Genomic DNA, 17,292 nt, shown 5'->3' on the forward strand with positions numbered 1-17,292 from the left:
GGGTTTATACCGTTTCAAAGAATTCCAATTCTTTGCTTTCAGCGCTCAGGGACACGATAGCTTTCTTCCAAATGGAAGTGTAACCAGAGTGACGACCATAACGTTTAGGCTTAGCTGGCATTCTGAGTGTGTTTACATTTGTAACTTTAACCTTGAAAATGGCTTCGATAGCTTGTTTAATTTCCGTTTTGTTAGCACGAAGATCTACTTCGAAAACGTATTTTTTATTAGCCATCAGGTCGCTTGTACGCTCAGTGATGATCGGGCGCTTGATAATGTCGCGTGGATTTTTCATTGTGCAAGCACCTCCTCTACCTTTTGTACAGCTTCCTTCGTAATGATCAGTTTGTCATATAACATAACATCCAGAACATTGATTCCATCAGCAGCAACAAATTTCACACCTGGGATATTACGAGCGGAAAGTGCAACATTGGAGTCGTTAGCAACGCCTACAATTAGAGCTTTTCTTTCAACTTTCAGGTTGTTCAAGATGGCTACGAATTCTTTAGTCTTAGGAGCATTCAATTGAAGTTGATCCAGTACGATCAATTCGTTATCGATTACTTTCGAAGACAAAGCAGATTTAATCGCCAAACGACGAACTTTTTTAGGCAGTTTGTAACCATAGCTACGAGGTGTCGGTCCAAATACAGTACCGCCGCCTTTCCATTGCGGAGCGCGGATACTACCTTGACGCGCACGTCCCGTACCTTTTTGTTTCCAAGGTTTACGTCCGCCACCGCGAACTTCAGAACGACCTTTAGTTTTGTGAGTACCTTGACGCACAGCTGCTTGTTGCAATAGAACCGCTTCATGAATCGCGTGAACGTGAGGCTCAATTCCGAAAACAACGTCAGACAGTTCAATTTCCCCTACCTGAGCACCTGTTACATTATATAAAGCTACTTTTGGCATCTGTCTTCCTCCTTTCTTACTTTTTCACAGCAGACTTAACGCTAACATAGCTGTTTTTAGGACCCGGAATGGAACCTTTAACCAACAATACGTTACGTTCAGCATCTACTTTAATAATTTGAAGGTTTTGCAATGTAACTGTTTCATTACCCATTTGTCCTGGAAGGTTCTTACCTTTAGGAACACGGTTTGCTTGAATGGAACCCATGGAACCTGGTCCGCGGTGATAACGTGATCCGTGAGCCATCGGCCCTCTGGACTGGTTATGTCTTTTGATGTTACCTTGGAAACCTTTACCTTTGGAAGTACCCGATACATCAACGAATTCGCCTTCTGTAAACAGATCTGCCTTCAATTCCTGGCCAACTTCATAATCAGCCAACTGAACGCCGCGAATTTCTTTAACGTAGCGCTTAGGTGTTGCCCCTGCTTTTTTCGCATGGCCAAGCTCTGGCTTAATGATTCTGCTAGCTTTAACATCATCAAAACCGATCTGGATGGACTCATATCCGTCGTTATCCACATCTTTCTTTTGCAGAACCACACACGGTCCCGCTTGAATGACAGTTACCGGAACAACATTACCTTCCGGAGTAAACAACTGTGTCATCCCAAGTTTTTTTCCTAAGATACCTTTCATCGTTGACACCTCATTTCCTTCCTAAACGTTCATTCTATTTGTTTTACAGTTTGATCTCGATGTCAACACCAGACGGTAAGTCTAGTCGCATCAAAGCATCAACTGTTTGTGGTGTTGGATTCACAATATCGATAAGACGCTTATGCGTACGCATTTCGAATTGCTCGCGCGAATCCTTGTACTTGTGTACCGCACGAAGAATCGTGATGATTTGCTTCTCTGTCGGAAGCGGAATCGGACCGGATACACCTGCACCGGATCGCTTGGCAGTTTCCACGATTTTCTCAGCTGATTGATCAATGATTCTGTGATCATAAGCTTTCAAACGGATACGAATTTTTTGCTTTGCCATATAAGTCCCTCCTTCTATCGCCCAATTTATTATCGGACATACTCCGTGAAAATTCTCCGACTTTCCTTCACCATGGCAAAGGGTCCGGGTGTGTCGGCAACCTCTCACATCATCGCAACGTCACAGACCAACGTTATATAGTATATAAAATATCACAACAAAATGCAAGCGAAATATTAGTCATGCACCTAAAAAAAAACTCACCGCATAAACGGTGAGTTTTTCTCTATATGAAAAGCCTTATTTTTGAATTGTAGCAACCGCGCCCGCACCAACAGTACGTCCGCCTTCACGAATCGCGAAGCGTGTACCTTCTTCGATTGCGATTGGGTTGATCAATTCAACAGTAACAGTGATGTTATCACCTGGCATTACCATTTCAGTACCTTCTGGAAGGGAAATGATTCCAGTTACGTCAGTTGTACGGAAGTAGAACTGAGGACGGTAACCTGTGAAGAAAGGCTTATGACGGCCACCCTCTTCTTTAGTTAGAACGTAGATTTGTGCTGTGAAGTTCGTGTGTGGTTTAACTGAACCTGGTTTAGCAAGAACTTGTCCACGCTCGATATCTTTACGGTCTACACCACGAAGCAATGCTCCAATGTTGTCACCAGCTTGAGCGGAATCAAGCAATTTGCGGAACATCTCTACACCAGTTACGATGCATTTACGAGTTTCTTCAGCAATACCAACGATTTCAACTTCTTCTTGTACTTTAACAGTTCCACGCTCTACACGACCCGTAGCAACTGTACCACGGCCTGTGATTGAGAATACATCCTCAACTGGCATAAGGAAAGGTTTGTCAGTTTGACGCTCTGGAGTCGGGATGTAAGTATCGACTTGTTCAAACAATTCGATAATTTTGTCAGCCCAAGGACCATCTGGGTTTTGAAGAGCTTCACGAGCTGCTCCACGGATGATTGGAGTATCATCGCCTGGGAACTCATATTCGTTAAGAAGGTCGCGAACTTCCATCTCAACCAATTCAAGCAACTCATCATCTTCAACCATGTCACATTTGTTAAGGAATACTACGATATAAGGTACGCCTACTTGACGGGAAAGAAGGATATGCTCACGAGTTTGCGGCATAGGACCGTCAGCTGCGGATACAACCAGAATCGCTCCGTCCATTTGTGCAGCACCAGTGATCATGTTTTTAACATAGTCAGCATGTCCTGGGCAGTCTACGTGTGCGTAGTGACGGTTAGGAGTTTCGTACTCAACGTGAGCTGTGGAGATTGTGATACCGCGCTCGCGCTCTTCTGGTGCTTTATCGATTTGATCAAATGCTACTGCAGCTCCACCGTATCTTTTGGACAATACAGTTGTAATAGCAGCTGTTAAAGTTGTTTTACCATGGTCAACGTGACCGATAGTACCGATATTAACATGCGGTTTGTTACGTTCAAACTTAGCCTTTGCCATTTAAACGATTCCTCCTTAGAGTAACTAATAGTTTATATTAAGCGCCTTTGCCCTTAGCAATAATTTCTTCTGCAATGGACTTAGGTACTTCTTCATAATGTGAAAGTTCCATGGAATACACACCACGGCCTTGAGTTCTCGAACGAAGTGTTGTGGAATAACCAAACATTTCGGAAAGAGGTACCTTAGCACGGATGATTTGCGCTCCATGACGGTTGTCCATACCCTCAATGCGTCCACGACGAGAGTTAAGGTCACCCATAACATCTCCCATGTACTCTTCAGGCACAGTAACTTCAACCTTCATGATTGGCTCAAGAAGAACCGGTTTACATTTTTCTTTAGCTGCTTTAAGTGCCATGGATCCTGCGATTTTAAACGCCATTTCATTGGAGTCAACATCGTGGTAAGAACCATCGACAACAGTAGCTTTGATATCCACAAGCGGGAATCCTGCGATTACACCGTTTTTCATGGACTCTTCAATACCAGCTTGAATAGGTGCGATGTACTCTCTAGGAATAGAACCGCCCACGACTTTGCTTTCGAACAAGAATCCAGCTCCAGCTTCTTGTGGAGCGAATTCAACCCAACAATGTCCGTATTGTCCACGGCCACCAGATTGGCGTACGAATTTACCTTCCACTTTAGCTGCCGCACGGAAAGTTTCTCTGTAAGCAACTTGAGGTTTACCTACGTTGGTTTCTACTTTAAACTCGCGAAGCATACGGTCAACGAGGATTTCAAGGTGAAGCTCACCCATACCTGCAATGATCGTTTGACCCGTTTCTTCGTCTGTGTGAGCACGGAAAGTAGGATCTTCTTCAGCAAGCTTTTGCAAAGCGATACCCATTTTATCTTGATCCGCTTTCGTCTTCGGTTCAACAGCAAGCTGGATAACCGGTTCAGGAAAGACCATTCTCTCAAGAATAACTGGATTTTTCTCATCACAAAGTGTATCACCAGTCGTTGTATCTTTCAGACCAACGGCAGCCGCGATGTCACCGGAGTAAACATCAGAAATTTCTTGACGACTGTTCGCATGCATTTGAAGGATACGACCAACACGCTCACGTTTACCTTTAGTAGCATTAAGTACATAAGAGCCTGAACTTAAAACACCTGAATAAACACGGAAGAATGTAAGTCTTCCTACGAAAGGATCCGTCATGATTTTGAAAGCAAGCGCTGAGAACGGTTGGTCATCAGCAGACTTACGAATCACTTCGGAACCATCGTCAAGAAGTCCTTTGATATCTGGAACGTCCAAAGGTGAAGGCAGATAGCTAATAACTGCATCTAGCATCAATTGAACGCCTTTGTTTCTGTATGATGACCCTACGATAACTGGGAAGATTTTCACTTCGCAGACACCTTTACGTAGAGCAGCTTTGATTTCGTCAACAGTAAGTTCTTCACCCTCAAGGTATTTCATTGTAAGCTCTTCATCAAGCTCAGCAACTTTCTCGACAAGTTCCAACCTAAGTTCTGCGACTTTATCTTTGAACTCAGCAGGGATTTCAACTTTCTCGATATCCTTACCAAGATCATCTTTGTACATGTAAGCTACTTGTTCAACTAGGTCGATAATGCCTTTGAATTCATTCTCAGCACCGATCGGAAGTTGAATAGCAACTGCATTTGCACCAAGTTTTTGACGCATAGAATCAACAACAGCCAAGAAATCAGCTCCGATGATGTCCATTTTATTAACGTATGCAATCCGAGGAACGTTGTATTTATCAGCTTGTCTCCAAACTGTTTCCGATTGAGGCTCAACGCCTTCTTTCGCACTAAATACACCAACTGCTCCATCTAACACACGAAGGGAACGCTCTACCTCAACGGTAAAGTCAACGTGCCCCGGAGTATCAATGATATTGATGCGGTGACCTTCCCATTGCGCAGTCGTAGCAGCGGAAGTAATCGTAATTCCGCGCTCTTGTTCTTGCTCCATCCAGTCCATCGTCGCTGCACCTTCGTGCACTTCGCCGATTTTGTGAACTTTACCAGTGTAGTAAAGAATGCGCTCTGTTGTAGTCGTTTTACCAGCATCAATATGAGCCATGATCCCGATATTACGTGTGTTCTTTAAGGAGAACTCTCTAGCCATAGGTCGGTACGTCTCCTTTCTATAATTAAATATTTATACTAGAAACGGTAGTGAGCAAACGCACGGTTTGCATCAGCCATTTTGTGAGTATCTTCACGTTTTTTCACAGAAGAACCCGTGCTGTTGCTAGCATCGATAATTTCATTAGCCAATCTTTCTTCCATCGTCTTCTCACCGCGAAGACGGGAATAGTTAACCAACCAACGCAGACCTAATGTCGAACGACGTTCAGGTCTTACTTCGATAGGCACTTGATAGTTTGCTCCACCTACACGGCGAGCTTTAACTTCTAGTACTGGCATGATGTTTTTAATCGCTTGTTCGAACACTTCCATCGGCTCTTTACCTGTACGATCTTTCACGAGGTTAAAAGCGTTGTATAGAATGGATTGTGCTACCCCTCTTTTTCCATCAATCATAATACGATTGATAAGACGAGTAACAAGTTTGCTATTATAAATAGGATCTGGTAATACGTCTCTGCGAGTAACTGGACCTTTACGAGGCATAGTTATCCCCCTTTCTTATAAGAATCATTCCTGATTATTATCTCTTATTTTTTAACTTTCGGACGTTTTGTACCATACTTGGAACGGGATTGTTTACGGTTATTAACACCGGAAGTATCCAGCGCGCCACGAACGATGTGATAACGTACCCCTGGAAGATCTTTTACTCTGCCTCCACGAATCAATACAACACTGTGTTCTTGCAGGTTGTGACCGATACCTGGAATGTAAGCTGTCACCTCTACGCGGTTCGTCAAACGAACACGTGCATATTTACGAAGTGCGGAGTTAGGCTTCTTAGGAGTCATTGTACCTACACGCGTGCAGACACCACGTTTTTGAGGAGCACTCAAATCAGTTGACTCTCTTTTCAAAGCATTAAACCCTCTTTGTAAAGCTGGGGATTTAGATTTATCCACCTTCGCTTGACGACCTTTACGTACTAGTTGGTTAATTGTTGGCATATCGCCACCTCCTTCCTAAATTCATAACGCGTTTAGTTTCTTGCAAGCCCACAGATCCAGGCGAGTCATAAATGAGCAAAGGAAAAGTCCTTACCACAGTCCCGATCAAAGTTCCAAAAAACTATATCACGAAATCCAATGACAAAAACATCTTTATGTTTATTCATTTACAACAGCTGCTACCGCAGCTCCAACTTCAATTCCACATGCTCTACCTAGCATCTTCATAGAATCAACGTAGGTTACAGGTATATCCATCTTATTACAGAGGTTAACCAGTTTTATCGTCAATCGCGGATCTGCATCTTTGGCAACAAAAACTTCTATTGCCTTGCCTTGTTCAACAATTTTAGTAGCTTTCTTTGTACCAACACTTATATTCTTTGCCTGTTTGACTTTATCATAAGACATAAAGCTCATCCTCCAAAGTGCAGGAAAGGAATAGTAACTTAGGCACACTACGATATATTAGCATTTTCAGCGTGTAGTGTCAACAATTTACTTGCACTTCATTTAAAAATCTTAAAAAGCATGAGGACGGGAAAGCTCACTTCAAGTAGAGTGGCTTTCCCGTCCTCATCTATATTCATTTATTCGACTGTTACAGTCTCTTTTTCCAAGTCTTCATCTGCTACCAATTCTGCGTTGGGATCTGTAATTCGGATGTTCCGGTAGCGAGGCATTCCTGTACCAGCCGGAATTAACTTACCGATAATTACATTCTCTTTCAAGCCGAGTAATTGGTCAACCTTCCCTTTGATCGCTGCATCTGTCAAGACACGAGTTGTCTCTTGGAAAGACGCCGCGGAAAGGAATGAATCTGTTTCTAGGGAGGCTTTGGTAATACCAAGCAAGATCGGTCTTGCAACCGCTGGCTCAGTACCTGCGAACAAGGCTACTTTGTTAGCTTCTTCATATTCATGAATGTCTACGAAGGAACCAGGTAGCAACGTCGTGTCACCAGCATCAACGATACGGATTTTGCGAAGCATTTGGCGAACCATAACTTCAATATGCTTATCGTTAATTTCTACCCCTTGGTTACGATAAACGCGTTGTACTTCTTGCAGAATGTAGTTCTGTACGCCGCGAATACCCTTAATACGAAGCATTTCCTTAGGATCGATTGATCCGTCTGTCAGCTCATCACCAGCTTCAATTTGCTGATTTACAGTGGCGCGTACACGAGATCCGTAAGGAACTGCATATACTTTAGATTCAGCTTCACCTTGGACCTCAATTTCACGACGGTCCTTAGCTTCACGGATTTCTTTAACAACACCATCAATTTCAGAAATGATGGCCTGCCCTTTCGGATTACGCGCTTCGAAAAGCTCTTGAATACGCGGCAAACCTTGCGTAATATCATCTCCAGCAACACCACCGGTATGGAACGTACGCATCGTCAGCTGTGTTCCTGGCTCACCAATGGATTGCGCTGCAATAATACCGACAGCTTCACCAATTTCAACAAACTGTCCTGTTGCCAAGTTACGACCATAGCATTTTTTACAAACGCCATGATGGGAACGGCAGCTTAATACAGAACGAATTTGTAGTTTTTCAATTCCAGCTTCGATGATAGCATCGGCAATACCGGATTCAATCAGTTCATTACGTTGTACAAGGACTTCGCCGGTTTTAGGATTCCGTAGCGTTTCAAATGCATAACGTCCTTCAATACGGTCGTAGAGATCTTCAATAACCTCTTTACCATCTTGAATTTTGCTCACCATGAAACCTTTATCCGTTCCGCAATCTTCATCGCGGACAATCACATCTTGCGCAACATCAACAAGTCGACGTGTCAAGTAACCGGAATCCGCTGTACGCAAAGCTGTATCGGCAAGACCTTTACGGGCACCGTGCGTCGAAATAAAGTACTCTAGGATCGTCAGACCTTCACGGAAATTGGATTTAATCGGCAACTCCATAATTTTACCAGATGGATTTGCCATCAAACCACGCATACCGCCAAGCTGAGTAATCTGAGATTTGTTACCCCGTGCTTTAGATTCAACCATCATGCTGATGGAGTTATATTTATCAAGGGATTTCATCAAAATCTCAGTGATTTCATCCTTGGCTTTACTCCAAATCGCGATAACGCGATCGTAACGCTCTTCATCGGTAATCAAACCACGACGATATTGGTTCGTTACTACACGAACTTTTTCTTCGCACTCTTTCAAGATTCCCGCTTTTTCAGTAGGCACGACAACATCAGAAACTGCTACGGTAATTCCCGCTTTAGTCGAATACGTAAACCCTAATTCCTTGATTTTATCAAGAATAATTGAAGTTTGCGTAGTGTGATATTTACGGAAGCACTCAGCAATAATGGAACCCAAATATTCTTTACCAACAGCTTTGTTTTCTTCTCGTTCAAGCATAATAGACCTGAGGTCCGCGCCTTTTTCGAAAACAAAGTGTGCATCTGGAATACCATTCAATAGATTCGTTTTGGTTGGTTCATTAATGAATGGGAAATCACTCGGGAAAATCTCATTCATAATAATTTTACCAATCGTCGTGATCAACATTGCGTTTTGCTGCTTCTCAGTAAAGCTTGTTTTGTTCAGTGCTTTTGCAGGCACCGCTACCCTAGCATGCAAAGCTGCTTTACCCGATTGATAAGCAGAAACTGCTTCATGCACGGTTCTAATAATAGCTCCAGCGCCTTTAGCAAATTTATTATCAGTTGTTAAGTAGAAACTCCCCAGAACCATATCCTGTGAAGGTGTAACAACCGGCTTACCATCTTTAGGGTTCAAGATATTTCCGGATGCGAGCATAAGTACGCGCGCCTCTGCTTGCGCCTCGGAAGACAACGGTACGTGAACAGCCATTTGGTCACCGTCGAAGTCAGCGTTATATGCTGTACATACGAGCGGATGAAGTTTAATAGCGCGACCTTCTACGAGAATCGGCTCAAACGCTTGAATCCCTAATCTATGCAGCGTAGGGGCACGGTTCAATAGAACCGGATGCTCCTTAATTACTTCTTCAAGAACATCCCATACATCAGGACTTACGCGTTCAACTTTACGTTTCGCGCTCTTGATGTTGTGAGCCAAACCTTTATTCACAAGCTCCTTCATCACGAAAGGCTTGAATAATTCAAGTGCCATTTCTTTTGGTAGCCCGCATTGGTACATTTTAAGGTTAGGACCTACGACGATAACCGAACGACCAGAATAATCTACGCGCTTACCGAGCAAGTTTTGACGGAACCGACCTTGTTTACCCTTCAGCATATGGCTGAGTGATTTCAAAGGACGGTTACCAGGACCTGTAACAGGGCGTCCGCGACGACCATTGTCAATTAGAGCATCGACTGCTTCTTGAAGCATCCGTTTCTCATTTTGCACGATGATGTCAGGCGCACCTAGGTCAAGCAATCTTTTCAAGCGGTTGTTACGGTTGATTACACGACGATACAAGTCATTCAAATCGGAGGTAGCAAAGCGCCCACCATCCAATTGAACCATAGGACGAAGCTCAGGAGGAATGACTGGAAGTACATCCAGAACCATCCACCCCGGCATATTTTTGGAGTTACGGAAAGCTTCCATAACTTCTAAACGTTTAATCGCTCGATTACGACGTTGCCCTTGAGCTGTTTTAAGCTCTTCCTTCAAGGTATCGACTTCACGTTCAATATCGATGTCGATAAGCAGTTTTTTTACCGCCTCAGCGCCCATTCCTGCTTGGAATGCATAGCCATACTTCTCACGATAGCTACGGTATTCTTTTTCGGACAACAATTGCTTCTTTTCCAAAGGTGTATCCCCCGGATCTGTAACCACATAGGAAGCAAAATAGATAATTTCCTCCAACGATCTTGGAGACATATCCAAAGCAAGCCCCATGCGGCTTGGGATACCTTTGAAATACCAAATGTGGGAAACAGGAGCTGCTAGCTCAATATGACCCATACGTTCACGGCGAACCTTCTGACGGGTTACTTCTACGCCACAACGGTCACAAACGACGCCTTTATAACGAACACGCTTGTATTTACCGCAATGACATTCCCAATCTTTGGTGGGTCCAAAGATCTTTTCACAGAAAAGACCTTCTTTCTCAGGTTTTAAGGTTCTGTAGTTAATCGTTTCCGGCTTCTTTACTTCCCCACGGGACCAAGAGCGAATTTTATCGGGTGATGCCAAGCCGATTTTCATAAACTCGAAGTTGTTAACGTCCATCAAGGAGCAACCCTCCTTTAAGAATTTAAACCTATTGTGCTGCGAATGGTGCTCGATCTATTACATAAAAGTTTATTCGACCCCTAATTCGGTGCCTTCTAAATTCAGGTTCAATTTATCGCTAGTCACTTCGTCTTCGTCATCCATTTCTTTCATTTCGATCTCTTCTTCATTGCCGGAAAGGATTTTGACATCCATACCTAAACTTTGAAGCTCTTTGATCAAAACTTTGAATGATTCAGGGACGCCTGGTTCTGGGACATTTTCGCCTTTAACGATGGATTCGTACGTTTTCACACGACCTACGACGTCATCGGATTTAACCGTAAGAATTTCTTGCAGGGTATAGGCAGCTCCATAAGCCTCAAGTGCCCATACTTCCATTTCCCCGAAACGTTGTCCACCGAACTGCGCTTTACCACCCAACGGCTGTTGAGTAACGAGCGAGTACGGCCCTGTTGAGCGGGCATGAATTTTATCATCAACCATGTGCGCCAGTTTGATCATATACATGACGCCTACGGTCACTTCACGTTCGAACGATTCTCCTGTGCGACCGTCGTATAGAATCGTTTTACCGCTACGTTGCATGCCAGCTTCTTCCATTGCATCGAAGACGTCATGCTCACGCGCTCCATCAAATACAGGAGTAGCAGCGTGGATACCCAAGAACTTAGAAGCCATACCTAAGTGAACCTCAAGCACTTGACCAATGTTCATACGGGATGGTACGCCTAACGGGTTAAGAACGACTTCAACTGGAGTACCATCCGGTAGGAAAGGCATATCTTCTTCAGGAAGAATACGAGCTACAACCCCTTTGTTACCATGACGTCCGGCCATTTTATCACCCTCGGAAATTTTCCGTTTCTGAGCGATATAAACACGAACGAGTTGATTCACACCAGGAGGCAGTTCATCGCCATTCTCACGCGTGAACACTTTAACATCAACAACGATACCATCCGTACCATGCGGCACGCGTAGGGAGGTGTCGCGGACTTCACGAGCCTTCTCACCGAAGATTGCATGAAGTAATCTTTCTTCTGCTGTTAATTCAGTCACACCCTTCGGTGTCACCTTACCAACGAGAATATCACCTGCGCCGATTTCTGCACCGACACGAATAATACCACGCTCATCAAGATTCTTGAGAGCATCTTCCCCAACGTTAGGAATATCACGAGTGATTTCCTCTGGCCCAAGCTTCGTATCACGCGCTTCAGACTCATATTCTTCAATATGAATGGAAGTGTACACGTCTTCTTTGACAAGCTTCTGGCTTAGCAAGATCGCATCCTCATAGTTGTAACCTTCCCAAGTCATAAAGGCAACTACAACGTTACGTCCAAGCGCCAATTCCCCTTGTTCTGTGGAAGGTCCATCGGCAAGAATGTCGCCCGCTTTAACCAATTGTCCTTTTTTCACAATTGGACGTTGGTTGATACAAGTCCCTTGGTTAGAACGCATAAACTTATGCAATTTATACTTAACGATGTTACCATTTACAAGCTTGCCATCGACAAGTTCTTGACGGCGCAGCCAAATTTCATTCGCTGCCGCCTTTTCGATAATTCCGTCAAATTTGGATACAATACAAACTCCTGAGTCTTTAGCAACTTTATGTTCCATCCCCGTACCTACCAAAGGAGCTTTAGGGATAAGAAGCGGAACCGCTTGACGCTGCATGTTTGAACCCATTAGCGCACGGTTAGAGTCATCATTCTCAAGGAACGGGATCAAGGCCGTCGCCACCGAAACAACTTGTTTAGGCGAAACGTCCATGTAATCTACACGCTCAACTGGAAGCGTTAAGTTATCATCTTTGTAACGAACGATAATCGACTCTTCAACAAACTTACCATCTTCAGCTAACTCCGCGTTCGCCTGAGCGATAACATAATTATCCTCTTCGTCTGCTGTTAGATATGCGATTTGGTCAGTGACTACTCCTGATTTCGGATCTACCCAACGATACGGAGCTTCAATGAAGCCATATTCATTAATACGAGCAAATGTAGACAGGGAGTTGATCAAACCAATGTTCGGACCCTCTGGGGTCTCAATTGGACACATACGGCCATAGTGAGAGTGATGCACGTCACGAACTTCCATCCCTGCGCGCTCTCTCGTCAAACCACCGGGCCCGAGTGCGGACAACCGACGTTTGTGCGTCAATTCAGCAAGCGGATTCGTTTGGTCCATAAACTGGGAGAGCTGCGAGCTACCAAAGAACTCTTTAATTGAAGCAATGACAGGTCGAATGTTGATCAATGCTTGTGGAGTAATCACGTTAGCATCTTGAATGGACATCCGCTCACGAACAACACGTTCCATACGGGAGAGACCAATACGGAATTGATTTTGAAGCAATTCACCAACTGAACGGAGTCTACGGTTACCCAGGTGATCAATATCATCCGTGTTACCAATACCATGCAGCAAGTTAATAAAATAGTTGATCGAAGAGATAATGTCAGCAGGAGTGATGTTTTTAACGGACTTATCGATAACTCCGTTCGAAATCACTTTCACGACTTTTCCTTCTTCAGTCGGAGAATACACATTAATGCACTGAACAGGAATCATATCCACATCAGTAACACCTTTAGGAATGGAAAATTCTTTGTAACCAGCACCTTTTTCAATAAAAGGTAAGATTTCGTCTAACGTACGACGATCAAGTAATTGTCCAGCTTCCGCAATAATCTCTCCAGTTTCGGAGTCAACTAAAGTTTCAGCTAACCGCTGATTAAACAATCTATTTTTAATATGAAGTTTCTTATTAATTTTGTAGCGACCAACATTAGCCAAATCATAACGTTTTGGATCAAAGAAACGCGCAACGAGCAAACTTCTAGCATTATCAAGCGTAGGAGGCTCACCCGGACGAAGACGCTCATAGATTTCGATCAACGCTTTTTCGGTAGAATCAGTGTTATCTTTATCGAGCGTATTACGAATGTATTCGTTATCTCCAAGCAGATCCAAAATCTCAGCATCCGTACCAAAGCCTAATGAACGCAGCAATACAGTGACTGGAATTTTACGCGTGCGATCAATACGAACATAGATAATATCTTTCGCATCAGTCTCTAGCTCCAACCATGCTCCACGGTTAGGAATGACCGTTGCCGTGTAAGTTTTTTTGCCGTTTTTATCCACTTTCGTGCTATAATAGACACTGGGAGAACGAACGAGCTGGGAGACGATTACACGCTCCGCACCGTTGATAATAAAAGTGCCTGTGTCAGTCATAATAGGGAAATCCCCCATGAACACTTCTTGTTCCTTGACCTCACCAGTTTCTCTGTTAATCAAACGGACTTTGACTCTTAACGGCGCCGCATAAGTAACGTCGCGTTCTTTGGATTCATCAACAGAATACTTAGGCTCACCTAAGCTATAGTCAATAAATTCTAGTACTAGGTTTCCTGTAAAATCCTGAATTGGGGAGATATCTTGAAACATCTCTCTGAGTCCCTCTTCCAAAAACCATTCATACGATTTTTGCTGGATTTCAATTAAGTTTGGAATGCCCAGCACCTCATTAATACGTGCATAAGTCCTGCGTTTACGTCGTCCAAATTGAACAAGATGTCCCGCCAACTTTCATTCACCCCTTAAGTCTACTCATTAAATAAAAAGAAAGAAGAAAAACTTCTACCGACGTACACTCAGGACGCCTCCGTTAGTGGAGCCCGTCCTTATCAAGCGACTGTATGGATGGAGGTTTTTCTTTGTAATCAACAAGACTTTTCCATATATTTCTTCTCATCCTGTTAGAGTTTCCTAAAATTCCAACATTATACGTTATAGGTTAAAATTTTATTCATCTCGGACGAAAAAAAGACTTGACATTTTCGCTAACTAAAGACATGTGTCCCATCTTAATACTGACATTTTTCAATGATACCACATTTAAAATGTCAAGTCAAACAAATTACCACAAATACTTTTCACTACCTATTTCGTCGCTTTCAAGATCCTATAACCTTTATCCTTAGATACCTCAGTGACTTCAGTATAAATAGCTTCAAGCTTTGCCATTGCTGATGGCGCACCCTGTTTCTTTTGAATGACGACCCAGATCGATCCACCTTCAACTAGACAATCGTAGGCATCAACAAAAATACGATGAACCACTTCTTTACCCGCTCGAATCGGAGGATTCGTCACAACGGCATCGAACTTTTGGTCCTTCACTTGTTCCAATAAATCACTTTGCACAATTGTTACATTGGAAATCCCATTGCGCTTAGCATTATCATTAGCCAACTCAATTGCTCGCTCATTGATATCTACCATAGTCACATGCCCCTCTGGGCACATAGACGCAGCTGTCAAGCCTATGGGGCCGTAGCCACAACCCACATCAAGCACTTTCGCGTTCGGTAGAAACTCCATAGTTTCTATTAAGTGTTTGCTACCGTAATCTACACCTTTCTTCGAAAAAACACCTGCATCCGTTGTAAAAATAAACGCTCTACCATGTAGTTTTTCGTGAATTGTATGAAGATCGCGTTCTACCGACGGACGTTTTGTGTAATAATGCTCTGACACGTTATGGATGCCTCCTAGTCTTTTACCAAATAGGAAAACCGATAACCACTTCGTTCGCCAGGCTTTCCTATTTGGCAAAAAAACCTCCTGAAGTCTAGCTTCAAGAGGTTCCCTGATTGAAAGATTACTTCACTTCTACGGAAGCGCCTGCTTCTGTAAGTTTTGCTTTTACTGCTTCTGCTTCTTCTTGGCCTACTTTTTCTTTAACAGCTTTAGGAGCGCCGTCTACCAAGTCTTTCGCTTCTTTCAGGCCAAGACCTGTAATTTCGCGAACAACTTTAATAACGTTGATTTTGGATGCGCCAGCGCTAGTCAAGATAACATCAAACTCAGTTTGAGCTTCTTCAACTGCTACTGCTGCGCCGCCGCCTGCTGCTACTGGAGCTGCTGCAGTTACGCCAAACTCTTCTTCAATTGCTTTAACCAGGTCGTTCAATTCCAAGATTGTCATGCCTTTGATTGCTTCTAGGATCGTTGCATTGTTGCTCATGGTTAAACCTCCATTATCATTCATATATTTTGTGGTTGTTGTTGTAAAACAAAATTAAGCTTGACCTTCAGCTTCTTTTTTCTCAGCCACTGCTTTAACAGCAAGTGCAAAGTTACGAACTGGAGCTTGAAGAACGCTAAGCAACATGGAGAGAAGACCATCTCTGGATGGAAGTTCTGCAAGTGCTTTGATTTGATCGTATCCAACTACGCGGCCTTCGACCACGCCACCTTTTACGCTCAATTGTTCATTCTTTTTCGCAAATTCAGTCAAGATTTTCGCTGGAGCAACTAGATCGTCTTTGCTGAAAGCAATAGCAGTTGGACCAGTTAGGTACTCATCCAATGCGCTTAGTTCAGCATTCGCCGATGCACGTCTAGCCAACGAGTTCTTGAGGACTACGAATTCAATACCAGCTTCGCGCAAGGTTTTGCGCAACTGTGTTACTTGAGCTACGTTCAAACCGCGGTAGTCTGCTATAATTGTAGAAGCACTAGCTTTAAACTTCTCAGTCACTTCAGCTACTGCTAGTTCTTTCTCTGCAAGAATTTTCGCGTTTGCCATAATACACCTCACTTCTTATGCATTTATCTTTCTAGTCGCAAACAGTAGGAGCATCAGCATTTCTTATCTATAAATAAGAAATGCCTTCGTAGACACTACGAAGGCATGATTTGTTCACTTTTTCCTTGAGTACAAAGAAATCGCTGTATATATCATAACACCTCGGTAGGAAATTAAGCCCGTTGGCACCTACTGTCTACGGTTTGCATATTCATTTTTATGACCTTAGATAGGTTATCACGACCAGCCGACGAAGTCAACTGGATGTTTTTTCTTATCTAAAGGATTGCAGGTTCACACGAACGCTTGGGCCCATAGTCGAAGATACAGCAATGTTTTTAAGGTATACACCTTTAGCAGCTGCTGGTTTCGCTCTAACTAGCGCATCAACCAATGCTTTGAAGTTTTCATTCAATTTATCAGCATCGAAAGATACTTTACCAAGTGGAGCATGAATTTGTCCTGCTTTATCAAGACGGTATTCGATTTTACCAGCTTTGATCTCCTGAACAGCTTTGGTAACGTCGAAAGTAACTGTTCCTGCTTTAGGGTTTGGCATTAAACCTTTACCCCCGAGGATACGACCCAGTTTACCAACTTCGCTCATCATATCTGGAGTAGCTACGCAAACGTCGAATTCGAACCAACCTTGTTGAATTTTGTTGATCATATCTGCATCACCAACAAAATCTGCACCAGCCGCTTCAGCTTCTTTCGCTTTCTCGCCTTTGGCAAATACAAGTACACGTTTTGTTTTACCAGTACCGTGTGGAAGTACTACGACACCACGAACAGCCTGATCTTGTTTTCTTGGGTCAACACCCAGACGAACTGCGATATCCACAGTTTCATCGAATTTAGCAGGAGCTGTTTTCTTAACAAGCTCGATTGCTTCTGATGGATCATACAAAGCTTCAGCATTTACTAGCTGAGATACTTCGCGGTATTTTTTACCGTGTTTAGGCATAATCTAAATCCTCCTTAGTGGTATTAGCGGATAATCCTCCCACCGAGCAGCTCGAGTATTCCAAAGGAACCTC

General features: G+C 43.4%; 15 protein-coding genes and 1 other annotated feature. All 15 genes read right to left on the bottom strand.

What is annotated here, in order from left to right; translation table 11 throughout:
- Positions 1–4 precede the first annotated feature (4 nt).
- Positions 5–295 carry a 50S ribosomal protein L23 gene (rplW, locus tag GK047_RS27415; RefSeq protein ID WP_163953722.1) on the bottom strand — a complete coding sequence of 97 codons (291 nt, stop codon included), beginning with the start codon at positions 293–295 and terminating at the stop codon, positions 5–7.
- A complete protein-coding gene (rplD, locus tag GK047_RS27420; protein WP_163953724.1) occupies positions 292–918 on the bottom strand; it encodes a 50S ribosomal protein L4 in 627 nt (208 codons plus the stop codon). The genes rplW and rplD overlap by 4 nt, the downstream gene beginning before the upstream one ends.
- Positions 919–934: 16 nt before the next feature.
- Positions 935–1,558, bottom strand: coding sequence for a 50S ribosomal protein L3 (rplC, locus tag GK047_RS27425; RefSeq protein ID WP_163953726.1), 624 nt, complete (start codon positions 1,556–1,558; stop codon positions 935–937).
- Between the two features lie 43 nt (positions 1,559–1,601).
- Positions 1,602–1,910: a 30S ribosomal protein S10 gene (gene rpsJ / locus GK047_RS27430; protein ID WP_028557496.1), complete on the bottom strand. Its 309-nt coding sequence runs from the start codon at positions 1,908–1,910 to the stop codon at positions 1,602–1,604.
- Positions 1,911–2,150: 240 nt separating this feature from the next.
- Complete coding sequence (tuf, locus tag GK047_RS27435; protein ID WP_163953728.1) at positions 2,151–3,341, bottom strand: elongation factor Tu; 1,191 nt, start codon at positions 3,339–3,341, stop codon at positions 2,151–2,153.
- A gap of 37 nt (positions 3,342–3,378) precedes the next feature.
- Complete coding sequence (gene fusA, locus GK047_RS27440) at positions 3,379–5,454, bottom strand: elongation factor G (protein ID WP_163953730.1); 2,076 nt, start codon at positions 5,452–5,454, stop codon at positions 3,379–3,381.
- Positions 5,455–5,492: 38 nt separating this feature from the next.
- Complete coding sequence (gene rpsG, locus GK047_RS27445; protein ID WP_163953732.1) at positions 5,493–5,963, bottom strand: 30S ribosomal protein S7; 471 nt, start codon at positions 5,961–5,963, stop codon at positions 5,493–5,495.
- Between the two features lie 44 nt (positions 5,964–6,007).
- Entirely contained in the window at positions 6,008–6,427 is a 420-nt protein-coding gene (gene rpsL, locus GK047_RS27450; RefSeq protein WP_163953734.1) for a 30S ribosomal protein S12, read from the bottom strand.
- A gap of 159 nt (positions 6,428–6,586) precedes the next feature.
- Positions 6,587–6,838, bottom strand: a complete 252-nt coding sequence (locus GK047_RS27455) for a ribosomal L7Ae/L30e/S12e/Gadd45 family protein (protein WP_163953735.1) — start codon at positions 6,836–6,838, stop codon at positions 6,587–6,589.
- A 179-nt stretch (positions 6,839–7,017) separates the two neighbouring features.
- Positions 7,018–10,638 (bottom strand): DNA-directed RNA polymerase subunit beta', encoded by a 3,621-nt coding sequence (rpoC, locus tag GK047_RS27460; RefSeq protein ID WP_163953738.1) that lies wholly within the window; start codon positions 10,636–10,638, stop codon positions 7,018–7,020.
- Positions 10,639–10,707: 69 nt separating this feature from the next.
- On the bottom strand, positions 10,708–14,244 hold the full coding sequence (rpoB, locus tag GK047_RS27465) for a DNA-directed RNA polymerase subunit beta (RefSeq protein WP_163953740.1): 3,537 nt from the start codon (positions 14,242–14,244) through the stop codon (positions 10,708–10,710).
- A gap of 357 nt (positions 14,245–14,601) precedes the next feature.
- Positions 14,602–15,198: a methyltransferase gene (locus GK047_RS27470; RefSeq protein ID WP_163953782.1), complete on the bottom strand. Its 597-nt coding sequence runs from the start codon at positions 15,196–15,198 to the stop codon at positions 14,602–14,604.
- Between the two features lie 124 nt (positions 15,199–15,322).
- Positions 15,323–15,688, bottom strand: a complete 366-nt coding sequence (rplL, locus tag GK047_RS27475; protein WP_090826719.1) for a 50S ribosomal protein L7/L12 — start codon at positions 15,686–15,688, stop codon at positions 15,323–15,325.
- A 54-nt stretch (positions 15,689–15,742) separates the two neighbouring features.
- Positions 15,743–16,252 (bottom strand): 50S ribosomal protein L10, encoded by a 510-nt coding sequence (gene rplJ, locus GK047_RS27480; protein WP_163953741.1) that lies wholly within the window; start codon positions 16,250–16,252, stop codon positions 15,743–15,745.
- A 66-nt stretch (positions 16,253–16,318) separates the two neighbouring features.
- Positions 16,319–16,472, bottom strand: a sequence feature (ribosomal protein L10 leader region).
- Between the two features lie 54 nt (positions 16,473–16,526).
- Positions 16,527–17,219 carry a 50S ribosomal protein L1 gene (gene rplA / locus GK047_RS27485; RefSeq protein WP_163953743.1) on the bottom strand — a complete coding sequence of 231 codons (693 nt, stop codon included), beginning with the start codon at positions 17,217–17,219 and terminating at the stop codon, positions 16,527–16,529.
- Positions 17,220–17,292 lie beyond the last annotated feature (73 nt).

Origin of the sequence: Paenibacillus sp. SYP-B3998 (genome assembly GCF_010820665.1) — a bacterium.
GTDB lineage: Bacteria > Bacillota > Bacilli > Paenibacillales > NBRC-103111 > Paenibacillus_E.